This window comes from Nocardiopsis sp. TNDT3, from assembly GCF_003427465.1.
Lineage (GTDB): Bacteria > Actinomycetota > Actinomycetes > Streptosporangiales > Streptosporangiaceae > Nocardiopsis > Nocardiopsis dassonvillei.
Genome location: NZ_QPFC01000276.1, coordinates 1 through 4,929 on the forward strand (window position 1 = coordinate 1; position 4,929 = coordinate 4,929).

General features: G+C 75.2%; 5 protein-coding genes. 2 read left to right on the top strand and 3 right to left on the bottom strand.

The genetic code is table 11. From position 1 onward, the window contains the following. Both DQW06_RS07495 and DQW06_RS07500 read left to right on the top strand, forming a co-directional pair. A partial coding sequence (locus DQW06_RS07495; protein WP_198662397.1) for a (2Fe-2S)-binding protein occupies nucleotides 1–352 on the top strand: 352 nt, incomplete at its 5' end. 100 nt (nucleotides 353–452) lie between these two features. Next, nucleotides 453–1,682 (top strand): aromatic acid exporter family protein, encoded by a 1,230-nt coding sequence (locus DQW06_RS07500; RefSeq protein WP_013153122.1) that lies wholly within the window; start codon nucleotides 453–455, stop codon nucleotides 1,680–1,682. A 65-nt stretch (nucleotides 1,683–1,747) separates the two neighbouring features. Here DQW06_RS07500 and DQW06_RS07505 read toward each other — a convergent pair whose 3' ends face one another. The 3 genes from DQW06_RS07505 to DQW06_RS07515 all read right to left on the bottom strand — a co-directional run. Further along, nucleotides 1,748–3,226: an MFS transporter gene (locus DQW06_RS07505; protein ID WP_013153121.1), complete on the bottom strand. Its 1,479-nt coding sequence runs from the start codon at nucleotides 3,224–3,226 to the stop codon at nucleotides 1,748–1,750. 245 nt (nucleotides 3,227–3,471) lie between these two features. After that, nucleotides 3,472–4,215 (bottom strand): response regulator transcription factor, encoded by a 744-nt coding sequence (locus DQW06_RS07510; RefSeq protein WP_013153120.1) that lies wholly within the window; start codon nucleotides 4,213–4,215, stop codon nucleotides 3,472–3,474. Then, on the bottom strand, nucleotides 4,212–4,929 hold a 718-nt coding region (locus tag DQW06_RS07515), incomplete at its 5' end, for a sensor histidine kinase (protein ID WP_232832975.1). The genes DQW06_RS07510 and DQW06_RS07515, both read right to left, overlap by 4 nt.

The following is a 4,929-nucleotide window of genomic DNA, read 5'->3' on the forward strand; positions in this document are numbered from 1 at the left end:
GGGGAGGGCGGAACTGGCCGACTGGGTCGAGCACACGGTGGTCCTCGGCGTCCTGGCCCGTGCGGCACGGGGACTGGCCGGGGCGGGCAGCGTGGCGCCGGGGCTGCTGCGGGGCAACACCGCCGCGGCCCTGGCCGGGGCCGTACGCGCCCTGGGCGCCGACCGGCCCGCGGTGCGCGTGCGGGCCCGGGAGGTGGCCGATGACCTGCTGGGACGCCCCTCCCTGGCCGGGACCGGCGGCTACACGGGGGTGGACGCCTCGGGACTGGGGGTGTTCCGGCGCACCACGTGCTGCCTGTACTACCGGGTTCCGGGCGCGGGGTACTGCGGGGACTGCGCCCTGCGCCGCTGAGTGACCCACGCCCGTCCCCTCCCCGTGCTTCGCCGTCCCCGGTCCGGGGTAGCTGCGGCCGTGGACGACGGTCGGCGAGGGAATCCGGTGGGAGGAACCCATGACGGGTCGGGACAGGGCGGGCGCGGACGGGGCCGTGGCCCGCGCACGCGCGTGGGTGAGCCGTGCGGTGGGTTCGGACGGGCACGAACGGCACACGGCGCTGTCCATCGGCAAGAGCGCCCTGGCCGCCTCGTTGGCGTGGTTCGTCGCACAGCACCTGATCCAGGCCGCCTCACCGGCCTTCGCGCCCTTCACCGCGGTCCTGATGATGCAGGTCACCGTCTACCAGTCGGTGGTCCAGTCGCTGCGCTACGTGGGCGCGGTGGCGCTGGGGATCACCGTGCAGGCCGTCCTGGGCTTCGCCGCGGGCCCGGACATGCTGACCTTCGTCGTGGTCACGCTCATCGCCCTGGTCATCGGCCGGTGGAGGCCCCTGGGCAGCCAGGGGTCCCAGGTGGTCACGGCCGCGTTCTTCGCCTTCTCCACCTTCCTGTCCTCCCAGGGCTACACCGGGCGCCTGGTGGACCTGGCCCAGATCCTGTTGCTGGTGCTCATCGGCTGCGCCATCGGCACCGCGGTCAACGTCCTCGTGCTGCCGCCCATGCGCTTTCGCAGCGCGGAGTACGCCATCCGCTCCCTCGCGCACGCCGAGTGCGACCTGATCGGGGACATCCGGCGCGGAATGGAACGGGGGGAGCTGACCGAGGACGAGGCCGAGGACTGGCGCCAGCGGGCCAACCGGCTCGCGTCGACCGTCCGGCAGACCCGTTCGGCGGTGGACACCGCCTGGGAGAGCGTCTACCTCAACCCGGCCAGGCTCCTGCGCAGACACCGCCACCACGTCGCCTTCGAGGGCTACCAGCAGTTGGTCGACGCCCTGGAGCGCACCACCCACCAGCTGGGCTCCCTGGCCCGCAGCATCCACCTGTGGAGCCGTGACGGGGAGCGCTCCGTCCACCAGGACTTCCTGAGCCTCTACGGGGACTTCCTCGCCTCGATCGCCGAGATCACCCGCGAGCTCAGCGGGTTGGACCAGGACCGGCTCGGCCCCCAGGCCAGGAGGCTGTGCCGGCTCGCGGAGCAGGCCCGGGAGCGCTACGACGACCTCGTGCGGGCCAAGGAGGGCGAGGACGCCCCGCCCTTCGACGACCTCCGGCTGCCCTACGGCGTGCTCCTGATCGAGGCGCAGCGGCTCATGGACGAGTTCCAGTACAGCTGTGACGTGATCCTGCACTACGTGGACCGCCCCGGTCCCGCGGACGGGTCCGGCGGCGCCCGCCACATCTGACCGCGGCCGTACGCCCTTCCGGGGCCGCCGCGCGACAGGCGGCCCCGGAAGGGCGGTGGCGCCGCTCAGGCGCGGCCGGACCGCCAGGCGGACAGGGCCACACCGGCGGCGGCGAGCAGGACGCCGACGGTCGCCCAGGAGAAGGCGGTGCGGTAGCCCTCGACGGAGGCGGCGACGTCACCGGAGGCGCCCGCGGCGACGGCCGCGCCGACGAGGACGGCCATGCCGGTGGCCCCGCCGAGCTGGTCGACCGAGCGCTGGACGCCGGAGGCGACCCCCGCGTCGGCCTCGGTCACCCCGTGCAGGGCGGCGTTCTGCAGGGCGATCAGACCGACGCCCATGCCGACGCCGACCAGGAGCATGCCGGGCATGGCGTCGGCCCACAGACCGCCGTCCACCGGCAGCCGCGACAACCAGGCGGTCCCGGCCGCGGCCGAGAGCAGGCCCGCGATCGCCGCCCCGGACAGGCCCAGGGCTCCGATGATCCGGCCGACCACGGTCGCCGAGACCAGGATCGCCGCGCAGAACGGCACGTACGCCAGCCCCGCCTGCATGGGGCTCATCCCCAGCACGTGCTGGAGGTAGAGCGTCACCAGCAGGAAGGAGGTCGACAGCGCCGCGCTGAGCAGCACCGTCGCCCCGTTGGCGACCAGCCTGGTGCGGTCGGCGAAGAAGGACAGCGGTACCAGCGGGTTGCGCGACCTGGCCTCGACCAGGACGAACAGCCCCATCGCCGCGGCACCCGCGAGCACGGGGACGTACACACGCGGCTCCGTCCAGGAGTGTTCCGCCGCCTGGAGCACCCCGTGCACCAGGGCCAGGGGACCGGCCGTCAGCAGCAGTCCGCCCAGGACGTCGGGGCGGCGCCGTGCGGCGCCGGTCTCGGCGGCCGGAGCGACCGGGGCCTGGGCACCCGGCACCGCGCCGCGGACGCGGTCGGGCGCGACCAGCAGCGGGACCGCGACCAGGACCACGGCGACGACGGGGAGGTTGACGAGGAAGATCCACCGCCAGTGCAGCAGCTCGGTGATCACGCCGGACAGCAGCACCCCGCCCACCAGGCCGGAGCTGGAGATGGCGCCCCAGACGCCGAGGGCCCTGGCGCGTTCCTGGGGGTCGGGGAAGAGCACGGCGATCAGCGACATCGCCGCCGGGGAGGCGAGCGCCTCACCGGCCCCCTGCCCGAAGCGGGCGGCCAGGAGCCAGGGCAGGTCCGGCGCGGCGCCCGCGACGAGCGAGGCGGCGCCGAACAGGGCGGCGCCCAGGAGCAGCATGCGCCGCCGCCCCAGCAGGTCGCAGACGCGCCCGCCGAGCAGCAGCAGGCCGCCGCCGACCAGCGTGTAACCGGCGACGACCCAGGTCAGGCCCTGCGGTCCGGCGCCCAGGTCGGCGCCGATGGAGGGCAGGGCGATGTTGACGACCGTGACGTCCACGGCGATGAGGAACTGGAGCATCGACACCGCGGCGAGCGCCCACCAGCGGCGGGCAGCGGCGGGGCGCTCCCGGCGGCCTGAGCGCGCGTCGGGAGTTCGGAAGGAGTTCATGATGGCCGATCGGGTCGGACCCGCGTCGAGGCGGGCCGGGAAACGGAAGGGAAGCCGTTCCGCCCGCGCGGTACGCCAAGCGGGCCCCGCCCGTCCTCCCAGGACCGGGCGCGGCGCGCGGCGGGCGCGGACGCCCGCCTACTCCGTGACTGCGACTGCCATCATGCGCGGCAGTCTAGACCCTGCCGCCGGGTCGGCGCACCGGAAATACCCGGCCGCTCCGTGTGCCGCCCGGGCCGGAGCGCTCAACACGGCTCCCCGTCACGGGGTCCCCCGGCCCCGGGACGCCGGTCGCCCACCAGGCCCGTCTCGTAGGCGGTGATCACCAGCTGCGCGCGGTCGCGCGCCCCGAGTTTGGCCCGCAGCCGCCCGATGTGCGTCTTGACCGTGGCCAGGCTCAGGTGCAGGTGCTCGGCCAGTTCGGTGTTGGACAGGCCGCGGGCGATCAGCCCGAGGACCTCCACCTCGCGGTCCGTGACGCCGTCGAGGGCGCGGGCCGGAGGGCGTCCCGGCTCGGGGAGGCGGGCGAACTCGGAGATGAGCCTCCGGGTGACCGAGGGGGCCAGCAGGGCGTCCCCCGCGGCGACGACGGTGATGGCGTCCAGGACCCGCGACGGCGGCGTGTCCTTCAGCAGGAAGCCCGCCGCGCCCGCGCGGAGGGCGGCGTAGACGTACTCGTCCAGGTCGAAGGTGGTGAGGATGAGGACGCGGACGCCCGCCGTCGCGGGATCGGCGCAGATACGCCGGGTGGCCCCGATGCCGTCCAGCCCGGGCATGCGGATGTCCATGAGGACGACGTCGGGCCGTTCGCGGCGGGCGAGTTCCACGGCCTCGGCTCCGTCGGCGGCCTCGCCGACGGCGCTCAGCCCGGGGGTGTGGTCGACCAGGACGCGGAAACTGCCGCGGACCATCGCCTGGTCGTCGGCGACGAGGACGCGCGTGACCCCGGTGCCCTCTCCGGCCCCCGTCGCCCGCGTCGGTCGGGTCACGGCGTGCTCTCCTGTCCGGTCGGCAGTCGTACGGCCACCGCGAAACCGCCCTGCGGACGGGGTCCCGCGGTGAAAGCGCCCCCGCACATCATCGCCCGTTCCCGCATGCCCAGGAGGCCGTGTCCGCCCGTGGGACCCCCGGGCGGGCGACGGGAGCCCTCCGCGGGCCCCTCGTCGACCACCTCGATGTCGACCGCCGCGCCGTCCGAGGCGACGGTCACCTCGCACCGGGTCGGAGCCGCGTGCCGGACCGCGTTGGTCAGGGCCTCCTGCACGATCCGGTACGCCATGAGGCGGGTGCCCTCCGGAACACCCCGCATGCCGCGGACCGTCAGGCGCACGTCGACCCCGGCCCTGCGGGCGTCCCGCGCGAGTCCGTCGAGACCGTCCAGGCCCGGCGCCGGGGCCAGCGGGGCCTGTTCGGTGCGCAGCACCCCCAGGGCGCGGCGCATCTCCGTCAGAGCGGACCTGCTGGCCTCCTCGATGTCCCTGAGCGCGACCCGGGCCTCGCGCGGGTCAGCCTCCGCCACGTGTGCGGCCACACCCGCTCTGACGGCGATCAGGCCGAGGTTGTGCGAGACGACGTCGTGCAGGTCGCGGGCGATGCGCAGCCGTTCCTCGGTCAGCGCCCGCTCGGCCCGCCGCCGCCCCCGGGCCCGGTGGGAGCGCACGGCGAAGCCCGCCGCCCAGGCGCCGCCGACCACCAGCACCACC